Genomic DNA, 17,293 nt, shown 5'->3' on the forward strand with positions numbered 1-17,293 from the left:
TCGCTGGCGCCGCGTGCCTGCGGGATCTGCTCTCGCCGTGGGGGCGGCTGATCCCTCGTGCCTGTGGTCCCATTGCCAGGCAAAGATGCCAAGGGATCGAGCGCTCGCTGGGCGGCGAAGACCGAAGCCGAACGGGTGACATCTGGTCGAGGACCGGCGAGGAATCAACGCAAGTCACTGAATTAGAAAGGATTGTCTGTCAGCTTCGTTCCTTCTGGCGGAACCGTCGCGCGGCTGAGAAGGTGTTTTGTATACAGAGATGGCAGATGTGGACATGGAACAGGCGGAACTTGCGCCTTGTCTCCCATTTATTGTATACAGCGGTCAGTTGGACGTATACCGACACGAGGACACGCCATGGCCGCTTCTTTTCCGATGAATGCCTGGTACGCCGCTGCCTGGGACGCCGAGGTCAAGCAGGCCCTGCTGCCGCGGACGATCTGCGGCAAGCACGTCGTGATGTACCGTAAGGCCGACGGCACCATCGCCGCGCTCGAAGATGCCTGCTGGCACCGGCTGGTGCCGCTGTCCAAGGGGCGGCTGGAAGGCGATACTGTCGTTTGCGGCTATCACGGCTTGAAGTTCAGCCCGCAGGGCCGCTGCACGTTCATGCCCTCGCAGGAGACCATCAACCCCTCGGCCTGCGTGCGGGCCTATCCGGCGGTCGAGCGGCATCGGTTCATCTGGCTGTGGATGGGCGATCCGGCGCTGGCCGATCCCGCGACCATTCCCGACATGCACTGGAATCACGATCCGGCCTGGGCCGGCGATGGCAAGACCATCCACGTCAAATGCGACTACCGGCTGGTGGTCGACAATCTGATGGATCTCACGCACGAGACCTTCGTGCACGGCTCGTCGATCGGCAACGACGCGGTGGCGGAAGCGCCGTTCGACGTCACCCATGGCGAGCGCACCGCGACCGTGACGCGCTGGATGCGCGGCATCGAGCCGCCGCCGTTCTGGGCGAAGCAGCTCGGCAAGCCCGGTCTCGTCGACCGCTGGCAGATCATCCGCTTCGAGGCGCCGTGCACGGTGACGATCGACGTCGGCGTCGCCCCGACCGGGACGGGCGCGCCGGAGGGCGACCGCTCGCAGGGCGTCAACGGCATGGTGCTCAACACCATCACGCCGGAGACCGACAAGACCTGCCACTATTTCTGGGCGTTCGCCCGCAACTACCAGCTTTCCGAGCAGCGGCTGACGACGGAGATTCGCGAGGGCGTGTCGGGCATCTTCCGCGAGGACGAGCTGATCCTGGAAGCGCAGCAGCGTGCGATGGACGAGAATCCAGGACGCGTTTTCTACAACCTCAACATCGATGCAGGCGCAATGTGGGCACGACGGATCATCGATCGGATGATCGCGCGCGAAACGCCGCTGCGCGAAGCCGCGGAGTAAATGGAATGGCTGAGCGTGACAGCGAGCGCTCGATCTCGCAGACCGTCCGTGCGCAGCTCACTTTGCGCGACCTGATTCTCACCGGCGGCTTGCGCCCTGGCGAGCGCATCTCCGAGCTGCAGGCGGTCGAGGCCGCCGGCGTCTCGCGCACGCCGGTGCGGATGGCGCTGGTGCGGCTGGAGGAGGAGGGGCTGCTCGAGGCCATTCCGTCCGGCGGCTTCATGGTGAAGTCGTTCTCCGAGCGTGACGTGCTCGACTCCATCGAGGTGCGCGGCACGATGGAAGGACTGGCGGCGCGGCTCGCCGCCGAGCGCGGCGTGTCCGTGCGCGACACCGAGCCGATGCGCGAATGCCTCGCCCAGATCGACGAGCTCATCGCGCCCGCCGAGCTCTCGTTCGATGGGTTCTCGGCCTATGTGGCGCTGAATGCGCGCTTTCATGCCTTGCTGGCCGAATTGTCGCGCAGTCCGCCCGTGATCCGCCAGGTCGACCGCGCCAGCGCGCTGCCGTTCGCCTCGCCAAGCGGCTTCGTGATGGCGCAATCGGCGCTCCCCGAGGCGCGTCACATCCTGGTGGTCGCACAGGAGCATCACCGCATCGTCATCGACGCGATCGAGAACCGCGAGGGCGCGCGCGCCGAGGGGATCATGCGCGAGCATGCCCGGCTTGCCGCCCGCAACCTGCGGCTGGCCGTGAAGGCGCGTGGTCCGATGGACCTCGTGCCGGCGGCGGTGCTGATCAAGACGCAGACCAACGGCTGAGGAGGCGATCATGCGATTCCAGGACAATTGGTCGCCTGCGACCCTGGTCTCGACACGCGACGTCGCGCCGGGCATCCGCGAATTCATTCTGCGGCCCGACGGCTATGTCTGCGCGCCCTATGCGGTTGGCAGCCACATCAAGGTCGGCGTTCTCGCCGCCGGCCAGCCCGATGTCCGCTCCTATTCGCTGGTCGGCGAGGCGGATCCGCGTGGCTACCGGATCGCTGTGCGCTTCGCCGAGGATTCCCGCGGCGGGTCGCGCTATCTGTGGTCGCTGCAGCCCGGTGCGCGGCTGGATGTGGCGAGCCCGACCTCGCTGCTGCAGGTCGACTGGCAGCGGCCGCATTATTGTCTGGTGGCCGGCGGCATCGGCATCACGCCGCTGGTTGGGGCCGCGCACGCGCTGCTCCGCAAGACGCCGAACGTCTCGCTGCATTACGCGGTGCGATCGCAGGACGAGGCGGCCTACGTCGATGAGCTCTCGGCGCTGCTCGGCGACCGGCTCGCGGTGTATGCCGCAGACCAGTCGCAGCGGCTGGACCTGCCCGGTCTGTTTTCGAGTCTGCCGTCCGGAGCAGCCGTGCTGTTCTGCGGACCGATGCGGATGCTGGATGCCGCGCGCAGCGCGTGGGCGGCGTGCGGCCGCGCTCCCGCCGATCTCAGCTATGAGACGTTCGGATCGAGCGGCCGGCTGTCGACCGAGCCGTTCAAGGTCCGGCTGCGTGGCAGCGGCGAGGAAATCGTGGTGCCGCGCGACCGCTCGATGCTCGACGTGCTGAATGTCGCCGGCCATGAGGTCATGGCGGATTGCCGGCGCGGCGAGTGCGGCGTCTGCGCGGTCGACGTGGTCGAGGTCGAGGGCGAGATCGATCATCGCGACGTGTTCTTCAGCGCCGAGCAGAAGCACGACAACCGCAAGCTCTGCGCCTGCGTGTCGCGCGCCCATGGCGTGGTCACGATCGATACGATGGAACGAGCCGACGCGCTGTGAGCGCGATGCCGGCTACTTGTCGGCGAGGCTGACCGGCATCGCTTCCTGCGGCTTGGCGGCCGGTCTCCGGCCGCTCTGCTCCGCGGCAAGAGCGGCCCGCGCCGCCTTGAGGCGCGCGTCGGCGTCCTTGTCGGCGAGCAGCGCGTCGGTGAGGTTGGCCTCCGCGATGTAGGCGGCCTCGGCCGCGGCCTTGGCCGCCGCGATGTTGGTAGCGGTGGGATTGGCCTTCGCCAGCGCCTCCGCCGCGTCGCGGTCGGAAATGGCCTTCTCGTTGGCCGCCAGCGCCGCATCGAGATTGGCGTCGGCGACCGTCTCGGCTGCATGGGCAGCCGCCAGCGTCGTCGCGGCGGGACTGAGCGGCGGCCGGGGGCGCAGTGGTTTCGCCGCGGCCTGCGGCTTGACGGTCTGAGCCTGTGGCGGGAGCGCGGGCGGAGAGGATGGTGGGAGTGCCGTTGGCTGCTGGATGGGAGGTGGCTGGAGCGATGGCATGGTCGGTACGAGCCCGATCGGCACCATCCGCGCAAACGAGCTGCGCGCGTCGCGCATCAGGCCGCCCATGATGTCGTCGAGCGGATCGGCCATCGCGGTCCCGCTCAACGCTGCGCCGGCAAGCATGCCGATCGCACCGGCGACATGTCTCGACGTGATGCAGACGGCCATCGGAGCCTCCCTTGCGACGAGATCGGGCCAGCCGACTCCTCGCGCTCGCCGGCTGCCTTATTCCGGAAATGGGTTTGCAGGGTGGCGCCATCGTGGAGCGTCGCGCCCGACATGCGCCGCATCTGCCACATTGGGCTTTCAGGCGAGCTCTTCGCGCACCCGCGCCGCCGCCCCACACATCGCCTTCAATTTCCCGAAGGCGGTCGCACGCGGCAGATATTTCATGCCACAGTCCGGCGCCACGACCAGCCGCTCCGGCGCCACCACTTTGAGGCCGTTGCGGATGCGCTCGGCGACGACCGCGACCGGCTCGACCTCGGCATCGCCGAGATCGAGGACGCCGAGCACGATGGTCTTGGTCGAGAGATCTTTGAGAACGCCGAGGTCGAGACGCGGCTGCGCCGCCTCGATCGCGATCTGCGCGGCGTGGCAATCGGCAAGCTCGGCCAGGAACGCATATCCGCTCGGCTTGCTGGAGCCCGGCACGATGGCGGCATAACCGAAGCAAACGTGAACGATGGTGGGCACCGTAATATGATCGAGCGCCCGGTTGATCGCCTTGACGGCATAGCGCCGCGCCGCCTGCGGATTGTTGCGGACCCAGGGCTCGTCGAGCTGGATGACGTCGGCGCCGGCGCGTTGCAGGTCGCGGGCCTCGGCATTGACGACGTCGGCGAAGGCCATCGCGAGCGCCTCGTCGTCACCGTAGAAGTCGTCCTGGGCTTGCTGGCTCAATGTGAACGGCCCGGGCAGGGTGATCTTGGCGGCATGCTTGGTGTTACGGCGGAGGAACTCCATGTCACGCAGCTCGACCGGCTGTGTCCGCCGGATCGGGCCGACGACGCGCGGCACCGGCGTCTTGATCCCGGACGGCGAGATGATGATGGCGGGATTGTCGGCATCGACGCCGTCGAGCGCAGTCGCGAACCGGTTGGAGTAGCTTTCGCGCCGGATCTCGCCATCCGACACGATGTCGATCCCGGCCTGTTCCATGTCGTGGATCGCGACAATGGTCGCATCGTCCTGGGCGTCGTCGAGCAGCGGCCGGGGGATGCGCCACATGCCCTGCATGCGAATGCGGGGAACGGACTTCGACAGCATTGCGCGATCGACCAGCCAATCCGGCTGCGGGTAGCTTCCGACCACGGTGGTCGGCAGGAGATGTCGAGGCATATTCACGCAATGCTCTCCCGCGGGTCCGACTCAACCTTTGATATGATAGCAGGCAGTAAGCTCAGGGCAGAATGCAACCTAGCGTTTTATTCGTCTTCGGATCGTCACGGAAATAGTTCGTATTTTCTGCGGTTTATCAGTTCATCATTCTCCACGAGGCGGCATCATCGATGCAACACATCCTGACCCTCAACTCCGGCTCATCCTCGATCAAGTTCGCCTTGTTCGAGGAAGATGCCGCGCTTGTCGAGGCCGTGCATGGCCAGATCGAAGGGCTTGGCAGTGCGGCGCCGCATCTCGAAGCAAAGCTGAGGGACGGTGCGCTGGCTGACGAACGGCTCGATGCCGCGAGCGCCACCGATCACGAGGCGGCTCTCGGCGTCGTGCTCGAGGTACTGCAACGCGCCATCGGTCGCACCGAAGTCGACGCCGTCGGTCATCGCGTCGTCCATGGCGGGCTCGCTTTCACGCAGCCGATCGTCGTCAATGACGATGTTCTGAATGATCTGCAAAAGCTCATTCCGCTGGCACCATTGCACCAGCCTCACAATCTCTCCGGCGTCCGCGCCGCGCATCGCGCCTTTCCCGATGCCGTGCAGGTCGCATGTTTCGACACCGCGTTCCATCGCTCGCACCCCTGGGTCAATGACACCTACGCCTTGCCGCGTGAGCTCTATGATCAAGGCGTCCGCCGCTACGGCTTTCACGGCCTGTCCTACGAATACGTCGTTTCGCGACTGAAGGAGATCGCTCCGCTCGACGAGAAGGGCCGGGTGGTCGTGATGCATCTCGGCAACGGCGCCTCGATGTGTGCGATCCGGGATGGGCAGAGCATCGGTTCGTCGATGGGATTCACGGCGCTCGACGGTCTGCCGATGGGCACGCGCTGCGGTCAGCTGGACCCTGGCGTCGTCCTCTATCTGCTTCAGGAGAAGCGGATGACCGCCGAGGCGGTCACCGATCTCCTCTACAATCATTCGGGCCTCAAGGGATTGTCGGGACTGTCGCAGGACATGCGCGAATTGGAGGCAGCCGGCACGCCGGAAGCCCGGCAGGCGATCGACTACTTTGTCGACCGCATCAGGCGCGAGCTCGGCGCCATGGCCGCGATCCTCTCGGGCATCGACGCGGTGGTGTTCTGCGGCGGCATCGGCGAGCACGCATGGCGCATTCGCCAGCGCGTCTGCGAAGGCTTCGAATGGCTCGGGATCGCGTTGGACGACGGCCGCAATCGTGCGAGCCATTCCTTGATCTCTTCGGACCGGTCGCAGGTGCGCGTGCGCGTGGTCAATACCAATGAGGAAATGATGATCGCGCGGCACGCCGCGCGCCTGCTTAGGCAGCAATGACTGAGATGGCCGACCAGACCTGCTGATTTGCCGCTTGCATGTCCTTGCGTTTTGGTATCATCGAGGATGAAAGAACAACAAGGCCGGTGGGGAAGCGATGGAAGGCAGCGTGGCGTTGCGTGAGGCGGACATGGAGTTCGACTACGTCGTGGTCGGTGCCGGCTCGGCCGGCTGCGTTCTCGCCAACAGGCTCAGCAGCGACGGCAAGCACACGGTGCTGCTGCTCGAGGCCGGTCCGAAGGACAGCAACATCTGGATCCACATTCCGCTCGGCTACGGCAAGCTGTTCAAGGAAAAATCCGTCAACTGGATGTACCAGACCGAGCCGGAGCCCGGGCTCGACGGCCGCTCCGTGTTCCAGCCGCGCGGCAAGGTGCTCGGCGGCTCCAGCTCGATCAACGGCCTGCTCTATGTGCGCGGCCAGCACGAGGATTACGACCGCTGGCGCCAGCGCGGCAATGTCGGCTGGGGCTATGACGACGTGCTGCCCTATTTCAAGCGGGCGGAAAATCAGTCCCGCGGCGGCGACGACTATCATGGCGTCGACGGCCCGCTGCCGGTGTCCGACTGGCGACACGAGGACCCGTTGTCCGAAGCGTTCGTGAAGGCGGCGGTCGAAGCCGGTTTGCCCTTCAATGGCGACTTCAACGGCCAGAGCCAGGAGGGCGCGGGCTTCTTCCAGACCACCACACGCCATGGCCGGCGCGCCAGCAGCGCAGTCTCCTACCTGCGGCCGGCGCTCGGCCGCAGCAACCTCCACGTCGAGACCGACGCGCTGGCCCAGCGCATCCTGTTCGAGGGACGCCGGGCGTGCGGCGTGACGTTCAGCCAGCGCGGCCGGATGCGGACGGCCCGCGCTCGCAAAGAGATCCTGGTGTCGAGCGGTGCCTATAACTCGCCGCAACTGCTGCAGTTGTCCGGGGTCGGTCCGGGCGAGCTGCTGAAGCAGCACGGCCTCGACGTGGTCCTTGATGCGCCCGGTGTCGGGAGTGACCTGCAGGACCATCTGCAGGTCCGCATCGTGATGCGCTGCAGCCAGCGCATCACGCTCAACGACATCGTCAACAACCCCGTGCGCAAGGTGCTGGCCGGCGCACGCTATGCGGCCTTCCGCAACGGTCCGCTGACGATCGCGGCGGGTACGGCCGGCGCGTTCTTCAAGACCGATCCGCGGCTTGCGAGCCCGGACATCCAGATCCACTTCATCCCGTTCTCGACCGACAAGATGGGCGAGAAGCTGCACACCTTCTCCGGCTTCACCGCCTCGGTCTGCCAGCTCAGGCCCGAAAGCCGCGGTTCGCTGCGGATCAGGAGCGCGGATCCGACGGTGCCGCCGGAAATCCGCATCAATTATCTCGCCAGTGAAACCGACCGGCGGGCCAACATCGATGGTCTCCGGATCCTGCGGAAAATCCTGGCGGCACCGGCGCTGAGGCCGTATGTCTCGGATGAAGCCTATCCGGGGTCCAAGATCGTGAGCGATGACGACATCCTGGCCTATTGCCGGCAGACCGGCAGCACGATCTACCATCCGACCTCGACCTGCCGGATGGGGACCGATGCGGTCGCCGTGGTTGATCAACGCTTGCGCGTGCGCGGCGTCGACGGCCTGCGCGTGGTCGATGCCTCGATCATGCCGGATCTGGTTTCGGGCAACACCAACGCGCCGGTCATCATGATCGCGGAGAAGGCCTCCGACATGATCTTGCAGGACGCGCGCTGACGCAGGAATGAGTTCGTGACACGTTTCCGGATCGGCACCCGCAAGAGCACGATGGCCTTGGCGCAGACGGAGGAGATCGCCCGCCGGCTGCAGGCTGCGATTCCGTCGCTCGACATCGAGATCGTCAAGTTCGAGACAACGGGCGATTCCGACCAGACCAGCAAGCTGCTCTCGCATGGCGGCAAGGGTGGGGCGTTCGTGGCCGAAATCCGCCGTGCCATGCTGGACGGCCGGCTGCATGCAGCGATGCACTCGCTGAAGGACATGCCGGGCAACGAGGAGACGCCCGGTCTGGTGGTTGCAGCGCTGCTGTCGCGCGATCCGCCGGGCGACGTGCTGGTGCTGCGGCGCGGGCTGTCGCTCGACGAATTTCGCAAGGATGGCGGCCGGGGCTTCAAGATCGGCACCAATGCCGTGCGCCGGGCCGCCTATGCGCGGCGGCTGTTTCCGCAGGCCGAGCTGATCCATTTCCGCGGCGCGGCCGACACCCGCATCCGCAAGCTCGACAATGGCGAGCTGCAGCGGCTGCCGGACGGCGGCGCCGTGGGGCCGGCCGACGCCCTGATCATGGCACGATCCGGGCTGGAGCGGGTCGGCTTGTCCGACCGCGCCTCCTACGAGTTTCCGGTCGCCGACATGCTGCCGGCGGTCGGGCAGGGCATCGTCGCCGTCGAGTGCCCCGCGTCGGATTGGGAAACCCGGCGCATCCTAGCGACCATCGACGATGCGGCGGCGCGGACCTGCGCCGACGCCGAGCGCGAGGTGCTTTGGGTGCTCAACGGCCATTGCAACTCGCCGATCGCAGGCTTTTCGACCATCGACGGCGGACAGTTGACGCTGACCGCCTCGGTGCTCGACGAGGACGGCGGCCGCTTCATCGAGGCGCAACGCTCCGCGCCGGCGGATCGTCCGCGCGAGCTCGGCCGGGCGGTCGGGCTCGAGCTGCTTGCCAACGGCGCGGCCGAGCTGATCGAGCGCAGCCGGCCGCGTTGATCGGTCATCCCCTGTAGGCGCGGACGCGCGCCAGCATCTGCTCGACATGGGCGATCGGCGTCTCCGGCAGAATGCCGTGGCCGAGATTGAAGATGTGACGTCCCCCGGCATAGCTCGCCAGCACGTCGTCGACCGCCTGGTCGAGCGCCGCGCCACCGGTGATCAGCGCCAGCGGATCGAGATTGCCCTGAACGGCCACCTTGCTCTGCACCCGTTCGCGGATAAAGGCGGGCTCCGCCGTCCAGTCGATGCTGACCGCATCGATTCCGGTTTCGGTGACGTAGCCCGGCAACAGCGCGCCGGCGCCACGCGGAAAGCCGATGATCCTGGCGTCGGGCCGCGCCTTGCGGACGCCCTCGACGATGCGTCGCGTCGGCGCGACCGACCAGCGCGCGAACTCGCGCGGTGACAGCACCCCGGCCCAGGTGTCGAAGATCTGCAGCGCGTCGGCACCGGCCTCCAGCTGCTTCAAGAGATAGGCGATCGAGCTGTCGACCAGCGCATCGATGATTCTGCCGAACGCATCGGGATGCCGATAGGCGAGCAGCCGCGCCGGCGCCTGATCAGGTGTGCCTTGGCCCGCGACCATGTAGGTCGCAACCGTCCACGGGGCGCCGCAAAAGCCGATCAGGGCGGTGCTCGGTGCCAGTTCGGCCCGCACACGGCGCAGCGCCTCGAACACCGCTTCCAGCGTCGACAGGTCTGCCTTCGCCGACAGCGTCGCGATCTTCTCCGGCGTATCGAGCGGGTCGAGCCGCGGACCTTCGCCGACCTCGAAGCGGACGCTGCGGCCGAGCGCATGCGGGATCACCAGAATGTCCGAAAAGATGATCGCCGCATCGAAGCCGAAGCGCCGGATCGGCTGCAGCGTGACTTCGGCCGCGAGCTCAGGATTGAAGCAGAGATCGAGAAAGCCCCCGGCCTTGGCGCGGACCTCGCGGTACTCCGGCAAATAGCGGCCGGCCTGCCGCATCATCCAGATCGGCGGTCCGCTCTGCCGCTGACCGGCCAGCACGTCGATGAAAGGCTTGTTCACGGCAGTCTCACTCACGCTCGGGCTCCGCAACCTTCGGGAACAGTTTACCGTCCGTGATACATGCCCAAGCGGTTCCGGCCAAGGTCATATCCGCTCGGGCGTCGCGGGAGATGCGAGCGTCCCCGCAGTCGCAGGGCGTCACATCGAGGGGAACACGTCCTTCGCCCCTGCGTTGTCGTCCCACAGGGAGATTGGTCATGGCTGAGAAATTCAATCCTGCGCCGCACGACAAGCACGCCGTCGATCCCCGCGAAGCCGCGCGTCTCGACCGCAAGACTGCAACGCAGCTCGACAAGGGACTGATGGACACGTTTCCGGCATCGGATCCGGTGAGCCTGCAGCAGCCCTCGACGACCCGTGTGAAGGACGACGCCGACGTTGACCGAGACCATTCGCCATCGCTTTGGGACAAGGTGCGATCGGTGTTCGTTCGCTGAACTAACAGGCTGAACGCCCGCCTTGACTGCGGCGCCGCCGCTGTTTGTCCGTAGTCGTACGGGAGACGCCGTAATCTTACGGGGCGCCGCGGACGCCTTCGGACCCGCCGCATTTCAGGGTTAGATAAGATGTCCATGGGACTCTCCCGGCGTCCGGAGAGTCCCGCGGAATGGACGTTGGTGCGACCAGAGTTGATCGAAGCCGCCTGCCGATGTGGGCGGCGGGCGTGCTTGCGCTCGTGTCGGTCGCGATTCTCGCTTACAGCGTCTGGGGCGAATGGACGTCCCGACAGGCGGAGGTGCGCAATGCCGAAACCGATCTCGGCAACCTCGCTCACTCGCTCACCCAGCACGTCGAGGATACCTTCGAGCTTGCGGATTCGCTGTTGCGCGGCGTCGTCGCCGCGCTCGAGACCGATGACGGCAAGCCCGGTGCGATCGCCCGACTGCAGACGATCCTGAAGACGAGGAAGGCCAATCTCGGCCGCATCCGGGGCATCTTCGCCTATGGCGAAAACGGCGACTGGCTTGCCACCACCGAGGATGTCACGCTCACCAACTACAACAATGCCGATCGCGACTACTTCGCACACCACAGGATTTCGGCCGATCGCTCGCTGCTGATCGGTCGTCCGGTGCAGAGCAGGGCCGGCGGTCAATGGGTCATCACCCTGTCGAGGCGCTGGAATCACGCGGATGGCCGGTTCGGCGGCGTCGTGCTGGCAACCGTCGACGTTGCCTATTTCGCTCAGTTCTACCGTCAGTTTGCCGTCGGTCGTGAGGGGACGATCAGCCTGATGAGCCGTGACGGAGCCGTCCTCGCCGACAATGCGGAACCGGACCCGCAGACGGTCGGGCGCCCCGTACTTGAAGCGATCCCCTATCATCCGGCGTCGGGGCCGTTGCAGTTCCGAAGGCTCGGCGAAACATCCGAACGCATCGGGTTCTATCAGCACGCGCAGCGCTATCCGTTCCTCATTCTGGTGACGCGCACGGAGGCGGAGGTCCTGGCCGAATGGAAGCGTGATGCGCTGATTCGGCTCACGGTGCTGGTCTGTCTGGTCGCGCTCGTCATTGCGATCGGCATCTTCCTCGCGAAGCAGTTGCTGCAGCGGCAGCAGCTTGCCGCGGCGCTGGCGGCAAAGGAGGAGAACTTCCGGCTGCTCGCCGAAGGCTCCAGCGACATCGTGACGCGGATCGAACTGGACGACTGCATCGGCTACGTCTCGCCCTCGACCATGCGCGTGCTGGGCTGGCACCCGTCGCAGCTCCTGGGCAAGCGCGCGCTCTCCGGCGTGCATCCGCTGGATCGCCCGCAGTTGCAGGAGATCCTCGATCAGCTCAGGAGGGGGGCCGTCGACGAAGCACGCGCAACCTATCGCATGCGCCGCCGCGACAAGTCGGAGATCTGGGTCGAGGCCACGATCCGCGCCACCCGTCAGCCGGACGGCGCGCTCGACGGCTTCGTCGCCGTCACCCGCGACGTGACGCAGCAGAAGACGCTGCAAGGACGGCTCGAGACGCTTGCGATCGAGGACGGTCTCACCGGGCTCGCCAACCGCCGCCGGTTCGACGAGCGGCTGCTGGAGGAGTGGGGCAGGGCCTACCGCGACAAGACTTCGCTGGCGCTGCTGATGATCGACATCGACCACTTCAAGGCCTTTAACGACGCCTATGGCCACCCGGCCGGCGACGAATGCCTGCACACCGTGGCCGGCATTCTCGCCGACGAGGCGCAGCGCAGCTCGGATCTGGCGGCCCGCTACGGCGGCGAGGAGTTCGCCATCCTGCTGCCGAACACCGATGCCGGGGGCTGCGCCAGGCTCGGCGAGCGGATCAGGCGGGCACTGCACGAGGCCCGCATCGTCCACGATCACAACCCGGCGGGCATCGTCACCGCGAGCATCGGTGGCGCAGTGTGCCGGCCGGGCTTCGAGCGATCGGCCGGCCCGGCCTCGCTGATCGAGGCGGCCGACCGCGCGCTCTATGCCGCGAAGGACGCCGGCCGCGACCGCCTGATCATGGCCGGAGAGGTGATCGATCTGCCCGCCGGCAAGGCGCCGGCGACCGTCCCGGCCTGAGATCGCCGCACGATCAGTAGTGCGGCGGCTGCTCATTGCGCGGCCCCTCGGCATTGCTTTGCGCGTCCTCGAGCCGCTCGACCAGCAGGGCGATCTTGCGCTTCAGCGCATCGATCTCGCGCCACTGCGCGGTGATGGTCTGGTTCAGCGTCTCGATCGTGTCGTCCTGGAAGGTGAGGCGCATCTCCAGCGTGTCGATTCGCTCGCCGAGCACCGCGTTGGATGGATCAGAGCTGCTCATCGCGTGCGCCCTCCGGAACTGCCTTGATCGTAGCCGCGCTGTGCTCCCGCAGACCGTGGCCGAGCGCGACGCGTTCGTCGAACACGAAGCAGCCGCCGCGCCAGCGGCTCTCGGCTTCCGGGATCTCCTCGAGATACTTCAGGATGCCGCCCTTGAGGTGGTAGACCTCGGAAAAGCCGCGCGCCAGCAGCAGCGCGCTCGCCTTCTCGCAGCGGATGCCGCCGGTGCAGAACATCGCGATCCGCTTGTGCCTCGCAGGATCGAGTGCGCGTTCCGCAAAATCCTTGAACTGCCCGAAGCTCTGCAGGCCTGGATCGACCGCGCCTTCGAACGTCCCCATCGCCACCTCGAACGCATTCCTTGTGTCGAGCACGACGGTATCCGGCGCGGCGATCAGCGCGTTCCAATCGGCGGGACTGATATAGGTCCCGACCTGCCGGGTCGGATTGGCGGCGGGATCGCCGAGCGTGACGATCTCCCGCTTCAGCCGCACCTTGAGGCGCCGGAACGGCATGGCCGTGGCGCGCGAGTATTTCAGCTCCAGACTGTCCAGCCGGCCGGCGAACAGCGTTCCGTCGCGAAACTCGCCTACCAGAGCAGCAATTGCCGGTTCGGTCCCGGCCACGGTGCCGTTGATGCCCTCCTCGGCCAGCAGGACGCTGCCCTTGATGCCGCGCTCGGCGCAAAAGGCGTGGAGCGGCGCGCGCAGGTCGCGAAAATCCGGCAGGGCGACGAACTGATAGAAGGCGGCGACGGCGAGGGGCATGCGGCCGTTTACCAGCAGAGCTGACCATAGAAAAGCTGGTATCCCCGGGCATTGCCGAGCCTGGAAGGAATGTGCGATGTAGCCGGTCAGCACTGGCATTCCAGCCACCAAACGATCACGCAGCGAGCAACGATGAGAAGCTTCCAATTCCCCGGCAGGTCGACGGTCCACGCCCAGAACGGAATGATCGCCACCTCGCACCCGCAGGCGGCGCTGGCCGGGATCGAGGTGCTGCGGGCCGGCGGCACCGCAGCCGACGCGGCGGTGGCGGCCTGCGCTCTGCTCGGGGTGATCGAGCCGCAATCGACCGGCATCGGCGGCGACTGCTTCGCCTTGGTCCAACCCAGGGGCGAAGGCCGGATCATGGCCTATAACGGCTCGGGCCGGGCGCCCGCCGCCGCGACCGTGGACTGGTTTCTCGAGCGCAAGATCCATTCGGTCCCTCTGACCTCGGCTCATGCCGTCTCCGTGCCCGGCGCGATCGATGCCTGGGACCGCATCCTGCGCGACCACGGCCGGCTCGGGCTCGACCGGCTGCTGCAGCCCGCGATCCGCGCCGCGGAGGACGGCTATGTGGTGGCGCCGCGTGTCGCGTTCGACTGGAACAACCAGTTCGAGAAGCTCAAGAACGGCACCAACACCGCGCGCTACTTTCTGCCGCATGGCAAGGCCGCTGCCGTGGGTGACGTGATCCGCCAGCCGGAGCTGGCGCAGACCCTGCGCGTCATCGCCAAGGACGGGCCGAAGGGCTTCTATACCGGCGCGGTCGCCGAGGACATGGTGCAGACGCTGCGTGGCATCGGCGGCCTGCACACCTTGGAGGATTTCGCCAACCACCAGACCGAGGTGACCTCGCCGATCGGCACCACCTACAAGGACTACGACGTCTGGCAGTGCCCGCCGAACGGCCCGGGCATCACCATGCTGGTGATGCTCAACATCCTCTCGCGCTTCGACCTCACGCGCATCGATCCGCTCAGCGTCGAGCGCTTTCACCTCGAGGCCGAGGCCGCGCGCATCGCCTACATGATGCGCGAGCAGCACATCGGCGATCCCGCGCACATGACGACGGAGGTCGCCAGCATCCTCGCCAAGGAGTTCGCCGACGAGTACATCTCGCAGATCAGCCTCGACAAGCTGCTCGACCTGCCGAACGTCGCGCCGCCGATGAATCCGGAGACGGTCTACATCACGGTCGTCGACCGCGACCGCAACGTCTGCTCCTTCATCAATTCGATCGCGCATTCGTTCGGCTCGGCCATCGTCTCCAACGAGACCGGCGTGCTGCTGCAGAACCGCGCCGGCGGCTTCCGCATCCAGCCGGGCCATCCGAACTGCATCGGCCCGGGCAAGCGTCCGCTGCACACGATCATCCCGGCGCTCGCCACCAAGGCCGGCCGCGCCCAGATGTCGTACGGCGTCATGGGCGGCCAGTATCAGCCGGTCGGCCAGACCCACGTGCTGACCAACATCCTCGACTATGGCTGCGACGTGCAGGAAGCGATCGATATGGCGCGCGGTCTGCACTACGAGGGCGTCTATCAGCTCGAGGACGGCGTGCCGGCCGAGGTGGTCGAGGGCTTGCAGAAGATCGGCCACAAGACCGCCAAGGTGGTGTCGCCGCTCGGCGGCGGTCAGGCGATCTGGATCGACTGGGACAAGGGCACGCTCACCGGCGGCTCCGACCCGCGCAAGGACGGCTGTGCGCTGGGCTATTGAGGTGCCGGAATTCCTCCGTGCGTTCGTCATCGCGAGCGCAGCGAAACGATCAGAGTGGCGATCGTGACCCCGGATTGCTTCGTCGCTTCGCTCCACGCAATGACGATGGTGGCTACGCAAGCCGCATCCACACACACCGCTGTCGTCCCGGCCTTGCGCCGGGACCCATAACCCCAGGCAGTGGTTTGAGGCAGGCCAGCCGTTAGTTCCTCGCACGTCACGTCCGCCGCGGCGTATGGGCCCCGGATCGGCGCCGGGACGACGGCGGTGGATGGGGCGGATACACGGCTCAAACAACGATCGACACACGGTCTCGTTCTCGCGGCACGGACGCCCGAGGTCTGCGATCATCGTGGCCCTTGCAAAATGCAGAGGGCGCAGGGAATGCCGGGTGAAGGCCTCACCCATGGCCCGCCTGCGAAAAAAATGCAGGCGGCAGGTACCACAGGCAAAGCCGATTCAACCGGCATTCCCTGCGCGACGGTCTTCACGCTTATACGCAGTCTCCCTGGTGCGCCGGGCTTGTTGGCCACCATTGCGACAATGCGCTTGCGCGCACTGCGCGTGATACCAGCATCGGGGTATCAGGACGCTGCGACTTCACGTCCGCAAGCTGCCGTTCGTCGGCGCGTCCGAAGACACGCTGCGGCAACAACGCGGCCATCGCATCCCACCTCGCGTGTCGTGACGATCGCGCGCTACGCCCCTCTGCGGTGAGGCGGGATGCGGGGGAGATAATCATGAATTCCGATTATACGCAAGTGAATTATTTTTTTCGGAAGTCGATGCCGGGCTGGTCAGCCGCTCCCGCATGAGCTAAACCGCGGCTCCCGTGAACGAGCAGAGGCGGTCTGGAGCATGCGGCGTCCGATGAACAGAAGAGTTGCGCTGATGGCGGCGGCATCGGCCGCGGCCGGTGTCTTGCTGGGCTCCCGCGCGGTCTCGGCACAGACCAGTTCCGCCAAACCCACAGGAAAGACCATGACCACTCCCTCCGGACTGCAGATCATCGACACCAAGGAAGGCACCGGCGCCACGCCGACGCGCGGTCAGACCTGCGTGATGCACTATACGGGCTGGCTGTATGAGAACGGCCAGAAGGGCAAGAAATTCGACTCGTCGGTGGATCGCAACGAGCCGTTCGAATTCCCGATCGGCATGAAGCGCGTGATCGCCGGCTGGGACGAGGGCGTTGCCACCATGAAGGTCGGCGGCAAGCGTACCCTGATCATTCCGCCCGAGCTGGGCTACGGCGCCCGCGGCGCCGGCGGCGTGATTCCGCCGAACGCGACGCTGATGTTCGACGTCGAACTGCTCGGCGTGAAGTAAGGCGCGCGAATGATGCCGGGAGGGCAACCAAGCGTGCTGCGCGATACAGCGCCCTCTCCCCTTGTGGGAGAGGGCATCACGGGCCCAACCGCGAACACAATGGGGTGAGGGGTCTCTCTCGGCGAGCGACGCTCATGGAGAGAGACCCCTCACCCGACCGAGCTTGTGGCGCTGTCCTACATGCCCTCTCCCACAAGGGGAAAGGGCGCATTCATGGGCGCCGGCTGGAGCGCTGTAATAATCGGGTTGATGGTTGCCATCTATCGTCAACTAACGACGATGCAAAGACCGGCCCCGTGAGGGGCCGGTCTTGTAGTTGATATGGAGCGTCTTCGCGCGATCTCCGCGACCGCGCCGATCCTGCTCAGAGATTCTTGTTGGCGGCGCCGGCGGCGGTGTTCACCGCGTCCTTGGTCGCCTTCTTGGCATCGCCCAGCGCCTGCTGGCCCTTGCCCTTGATTTCCTGCACGGCACCCTCGCCCTGCAGGCGCTCGGAGCCGGTGGCTTCGCCGATGCCCTGCTTGGCCTTGCCGATGGTCTCGTTGGCGACGCCCTTGATCTTGTCGGTGGTGGCACCCATGACTTCGTCCTCCGCTGTTTGTGTGAACTCCACCGATCCAACGCACGCGATGC

The 17,293-nt window shown here is 66.4% G+C and carries 16 protein-coding genes; 10 read left to right on the forward strand and 6 right to left on the reverse strand.

The features are described 5' to 3' along the window. The first annotated feature begins 357 nt into the window (after positions 1-357). Genes QX051_RS10790 through QX051_RS10800 form a run of 3 tightly spaced genes read left to right on the forward strand, consistent with a single transcriptional unit; the run spans position 358 to position 3,153 of the window. Positions 358-1,401 carry an aromatic ring-hydroxylating dioxygenase subunit alpha gene (locus QX051_RS10790; protein ID WP_315738427.1) on the forward strand — a complete coding sequence of 348 codons (1,044 nt, stop codon included), beginning with the start codon at positions 358-360 and terminating at the stop codon, positions 1,399-1,401. A gap of 5 nt (positions 1,402-1,406) precedes the next feature. Further along, positions 1,407-2,162 carry a GntR family transcriptional regulator gene (locus QX051_RS10795; protein WP_315738426.1) on the forward strand — a complete coding sequence of 252 codons (756 nt, stop codon included), beginning with the start codon at positions 1,407-1,409 and terminating at the stop codon, positions 2,160-2,162. A gap of 10 nt (positions 2,163-2,172) precedes the next feature. Beyond that, positions 2,173-3,153 (forward strand): PDR/VanB family oxidoreductase, encoded by a 981-nt coding sequence (locus QX051_RS10800; RefSeq protein WP_315776092.1) that lies wholly within the window; start codon positions 2,173-2,175, stop codon positions 3,151-3,153. A 12-nt stretch (positions 3,154-3,165) separates the two neighbouring features. Here QX051_RS10800 and QX051_RS10805 read toward each other — a convergent pair whose 3' ends face one another. Together QX051_RS10805 and QX051_RS10810 are read right to left on the reverse strand one after the other, a co-directional pair. Continuing rightward, positions 3,166-3,813 carry a hypothetical protein gene (locus QX051_RS10805; RefSeq protein WP_315776093.1) on the reverse strand — a complete coding sequence of 216 codons (648 nt, stop codon included), beginning with the start codon at positions 3,811-3,813 and terminating at the stop codon, positions 3,166-3,168. A gap of 138 nt (positions 3,814-3,951) precedes the next feature. Continuing rightward, the gene (locus tag QX051_RS10810; RefSeq protein WP_315776258.1) at positions 3,952-4,986 is read right to left on the reverse strand and encodes a uroporphyrinogen decarboxylase family protein; all 1,035 of its coding nucleotides are present in this window, start codon (positions 4,984-4,986) and stop codon (positions 3,952-3,954) included. 170 nt (positions 4,987-5,156) lie between these two features. Between QX051_RS10810 and QX051_RS10815 the strand changes: the two genes are divergently transcribed. From QX051_RS10815 to hemC, 3 genes are all read left to right on the forward strand, one after another. Continuing rightward, positions 5,157-6,335, forward strand: a complete 1,179-nt coding sequence (locus tag QX051_RS10815) for an acetate/propionate family kinase (protein ID WP_315776094.1) — start codon at positions 5,157-5,159, stop codon at positions 6,333-6,335. A 97-nt stretch (positions 6,336-6,432) separates the two neighbouring features. Beyond that, the gene (locus tag QX051_RS10820) at positions 6,433-8,058 is read left to right on the forward strand and encodes a choline dehydrogenase (RefSeq protein ID WP_315776095.1); all 1,626 of its coding nucleotides are present in this window, start codon (positions 6,433-6,435) and stop codon (positions 8,056-8,058) included. A gap of 15 nt (positions 8,059-8,073) precedes the next feature. Beyond that, entirely contained in the window at positions 8,074-9,051 is a 978-nt protein-coding gene (gene hemC / locus QX051_RS10825) for a hydroxymethylbilane synthase (RefSeq protein ID WP_315738421.1), read from the forward strand. A 4-nt stretch (positions 9,052-9,055) separates the two neighbouring features. Here hemC and hemE read toward each other — a convergent pair whose 3' ends face one another. Then, entirely contained in the window at positions 9,056-10,102 is a 1,047-nt protein-coding gene (hemE, locus tag QX051_RS10830) for a uroporphyrinogen decarboxylase (protein WP_409998082.1), read from the reverse strand. 182 nt (positions 10,103-10,284) lie between these two features. Between hemE and QX051_RS10835 the strand changes: the two genes are divergently transcribed. Both QX051_RS10835 and QX051_RS10840 read left to right on the forward strand, forming a co-directional pair. Beyond that, the gene (locus QX051_RS10835) at positions 10,285-10,524 is read left to right on the forward strand and encodes a hypothetical protein (RefSeq protein ID WP_315738420.1); all 240 of its coding nucleotides are present in this window, start codon (positions 10,285-10,287) and stop codon (positions 10,522-10,524) included. A gap of 170 nt (positions 10,525-10,694) precedes the next feature. Beyond that, on the forward strand, positions 10,695-12,605 hold the full coding sequence (locus QX051_RS10840) for a diguanylate cyclase (protein ID WP_315776096.1): 1,911 nt from the start codon (positions 10,695-10,697) through the stop codon (positions 12,603-12,605). A 13-nt stretch (positions 12,606-12,618) separates the two neighbouring features. Here the strand turns inward: QX051_RS10840 and QX051_RS10845 are convergent, their stop codons facing one another. Continuing rightward, complete coding sequence (locus QX051_RS10845; protein WP_315776097.1) at positions 12,619-12,846, reverse strand: SlyX family protein; 228 nt, start codon at positions 12,844-12,846, stop codon at positions 12,619-12,621. Next, positions 12,833-13,612 (reverse strand): rhodanese-related sulfurtransferase, encoded by a 780-nt coding sequence (locus tag QX051_RS10850; protein ID WP_315776098.1) that lies wholly within the window; start codon positions 13,610-13,612, stop codon positions 12,833-12,835. Before QX051_RS10850 ends, QX051_RS10845 begins: the two co-directional genes overlap by 14 nt. A gap of 132 nt (positions 13,613-13,744) precedes the next feature. Here QX051_RS10850 and ggt point away from each other — a divergent pair, with 132 nt between their 5' ends. Further along, positions 13,745-15,331 (forward strand): gamma-glutamyltransferase, encoded by a 1,587-nt coding sequence (ggt, locus tag QX051_RS10855; protein WP_315776099.1) that lies wholly within the window; start codon positions 13,745-13,747, stop codon positions 15,329-15,331. 870 nt (positions 15,332-16,201) lie between these two features. Further along, complete coding sequence (locus QX051_RS10860; protein ID WP_409998083.1) at positions 16,202-16,660, forward strand: FKBP-type peptidyl-prolyl cis-trans isomerase; 459 nt, start codon at positions 16,202-16,204, stop codon at positions 16,658-16,660. Between the two features lie 364 nt (positions 16,661-17,024). Here the strand turns inward: QX051_RS10860 and QX051_RS10865 are convergent, their stop codons facing one another. Then, a complete protein-coding gene (locus QX051_RS10865) occupies positions 17,025-17,240 on the reverse strand; it encodes a CsbD family protein (protein WP_315738416.1) in 216 nt (71 codons plus the stop codon). Between the last annotated feature and the right edge of the window lie 53 nt (positions 17,241-17,293).

Origin of the sequence: Bradyrhizobium sp. SZCCHNR1053, assembly GCF_032381235.1 — a bacterium.
Taxonomy (GTDB): Bacteria; Pseudomonadota; Alphaproteobacteria; order Rhizobiales; family Xanthobacteraceae; genus Bradyrhizobium.